Source organism: Streptomyces sp. NPDC006283, from assembly GCF_040613325.1.
Taxonomy (GTDB): domain Bacteria; phylum Actinomycetota; class Actinomycetes; order Streptomycetales; family Streptomycetaceae; genus Streptomyces.
This window is the reverse complement of record NZ_JBEXRZ010000442.1, coordinates 1-1884: the sequence shown is the minus strand read 5'-3', so window position 1 is coordinate 1884 and position 1884 is coordinate 1. Positions and strand designations below refer to the sequence as shown.

Annotated in this window: 1 protein-coding gene and 2 pseudogenes; all 3 read right to left on the bottom strand. The window is 67.4% G+C overall.

What is annotated here, in order from left to right; genetic code table 11:
• The coding region (locus ABZ070_RS37100) for an IS3 family transposase (protein WP_356640590.1) at positions 1-775 on the bottom strand (775 nt) is incomplete at its 3' end.
• A 22-nt stretch (positions 776-797) separates the two neighbouring features.
• Positions 798-944, bottom strand: a pseudogene (locus tag ABZ070_RS37095) (IS3 family transposase); the annotation flags it as partial.
• 749 nt (positions 945-1693) lie between these two features.
• Positions 1694-1884: pseudogene (locus ABZ070_RS37090) on the bottom strand (hypothetical protein); the annotation flags it as partial.

Sequence of the window (1884 nt, the reverse complement as noted above, 5' to 3'; positions counted from 1 at the left end):
GATGAAATCGAAGATGGCGGTGCGGGGGACGGTCTTGCTGGGCCAGACGACTGTGTCGAGGAGCTTGCGCCTTGATGGTGGCGAAGAACGATTCGTCGAGCGCGTTGTCCCCGCACTGCCCGGTGCGGCCGACCGACAGCCGGACTCCGAACTCCTCGACCAGGAGGGCGAATTCCCGGCTGGTGTACTGGCAGCCGCGGTCCGAATGGAAAATCACCGGACGGAGGGGGCCACGTTGTCGACAAGCGGCCTCGATGGCGTCGGTGACCCGGTCGGTCCGCAGATGACCGGCGGTTGCCCAGCCGACCACTCGGCGGGAGGCGATGTCGATGACGGTGGCCAGGTAGAGCCAGCCTTCCTTGGTCGGGACATAGGCGATGTCGCCGCACCAGCGGGCATCGAGCCCGGCGGGGTCGGGCTGGAAGTCCCGGACGATGAGATTGGGCCGGAAGGCGGCCCGCGGATCGGGGATCGTGGTCAGGTGCCGCCGCTGGCGGTGCCTGACCTGCATGCCGGCGGCCCGCATCAACCCGGCGACTCGGCGGCGTCCGCACTCCTGGCCCTCTCGTTGCAGGGCGGCATGGACGTGCGGAGCGCCATAGGTGCCGGCGCTCGCCCTCGGTGATCTGCTCGGTCGGCTCGGCGTCACGAACCGCCCGGAGACCGGTTCGCCGGCGAGGCGGGCATAGAAGGCGGTTCTGGAGACCTTCGGCAGCTCGCACGAACGCTTGACGTTGTGGCCGTCCTGCTTCTCCGCCTCGATGAAGGGGTCCACCGTCACCAGGTCTCCTTCGCGAAAAAGCCGTGGCCCGCTTAAGGATGTCGACGTCTTCTCGCAGGCGGCGGTTCTCCCGCCGCAGCGCGGCCAGCTCCTCACGTTCGCTGCTGATCAGGCCGTCGCGCTCGCCCGCGTCGACCTCAGCCAGTTTCACCCAGTCCCGCACTGCGGTCTCGGTCAGATCGAAGTTCTTGGCGATCTGACCGACCGAGCGATCACCCCGTTGGCACAGCTCGGGCGATCTCGGCCTTGAACTGCAACGTGAACGAGCGGCAAGGGCAAGTCTTCTTCTTCCCCATGCTCTCCATGATGGACATCCTGGGGACGAACCCCTGATCTCGAATGTCCGTCAAAGCGGATCAAGCCCAGTCCCAGAGGAGGACGATGGGTGCGCCGAGCTGCATGTGGGCGGCGATGAGGAGGTCTCTGTGCTCTGTCAAGGTGAAGCTCTTACGGCCTCCGCTCTTCTGGGCCGGTAGACGAGGCGCGAGCGTTCGCCGGGCCATCGAGCAACTCGCCGAGGTGTTGGCGACTCACACCGCAGAAGGCAGGATCGGTTGCCCAGTTTCCGCGGTGTGCAGTAGGGCGGAAAGGACGGCGGCGACGGGGGTCGGCGGCGCGTGGCGGCCGCCGCTTGTGCGACGGCCTGGCGGGCCGGGTCCTGCGCCTGCTGCCGGTTCCCGGGAGCAGCGTGCACCACCGGGACAAGGCCGCGCGGGCCCGCTTGGTCACATGAAGAACCCGCGCGGCCATCGTCGTGTCACGACCCAACCCCGATCAATCGCAGGTGAAGTCGTTATTCTATCGAGGGTATTACGGACTGGAGGCTCCCGGTGGGCGGGACGGACAAGGGCACGGCGGCGGGCACCGACTGGCGGGCATGGGAGGAGAGCTGGGACCGCCAAAGGGGGTGGGTCAGCTCAGGTGGAGCTGCTGGCCCGGGTGGATCACGTCGGCGTTCTCGACGATGTCCTTGTTCAGCTCGAAGAGCTTCTCCCAGCCGCCCTTGACCTTCTCGTTGGCGTTCACCGACGGGAGGACGGCTCCGAAGTTCTCCCGTCTCGGGGTCACGGCCATGCCCCCGTTGACCAGGGAGCCGCCGCCGA